Genomic DNA, 733 nt, shown 5'->3' on the forward strand with positions numbered 1-733 from the left:
CGCGGACGCCGCGCGGGCACAGTCCGAGGGCCTGGACCTGGTGGTCACCGTCGGTGCGGATCCGCAGGGCGACGCGGTCGCCTACGAGGAGCTCATCGCGGAAGAGGGGGAAGCGCATGCGCCCCTGGACATCCCGAACGACACGCCCGCGCTGATCATGTACACGTCGGGCACCACGGGCCGGCCGAAGGGTGCTGTGCTGACGCACTCGAACATGGAGGCGCAGTCGCTCACCTGTATTCGCGCGTTCCACCTGTTCGGTGAGGAGAACATCGGTTTCTGCGCGTCCCCGATGTTCCACATCGCCGCGCTCGGCTCGATGGCTCCGAGCCTGATGCTCGGCCAGACGACCGTCATCTACCCGGTCGGGGCGTTCGACCCGAACACCCTGCTCGACGTGCTCGAGGCGGAGCGTGTGACGAGCCTGTTCCTCGTGCCCGTCCAGTGGCAGGCGATGTGCGCCGCCCAGCAGGCGAATCCACGGAAGCTCGCGCTGCGCAACATCTCCTGGGGTGCGGCGCCGAGCTCGGACACGATCCTGCGGGCCATGGCCGAGACCTTCCCGGATGCCTCGAACGTCGCCGTGTTCGGGCAGACCGAGATGTCGCCGATCACGTGTGTTCTCAACGGCGAGGACGCGATTCGCAAGCTCGGTTCCGTCGGGCAGGTCATCCCCACGATCCAGGCCCGGGTCGTCGACGACGAGATGAACGACGTCGCGCCCGGCGAGATC

Annotated in this window: 1 protein-coding gene; it reads left to right on the forward strand. The window is 67.9% G+C overall.

Annotated elements, in window-relative coordinates; translation table 11 throughout:
* Positions 1 to 733: AMP-binding protein (locus A8G15_RS28895; protein WP_156665627.1), on the forward strand; the 733-nt coding region annotated here is incomplete at both ends.

It is taken from the genome of Rhodococcus phenolicus, from assembly GCF_001646785.1.
Taxonomy (GTDB): Bacteria; Actinomycetota; Actinomycetes; order Mycobacteriales; family Mycobacteriaceae; genus Rhodococcus; species Rhodococcus phenolicus.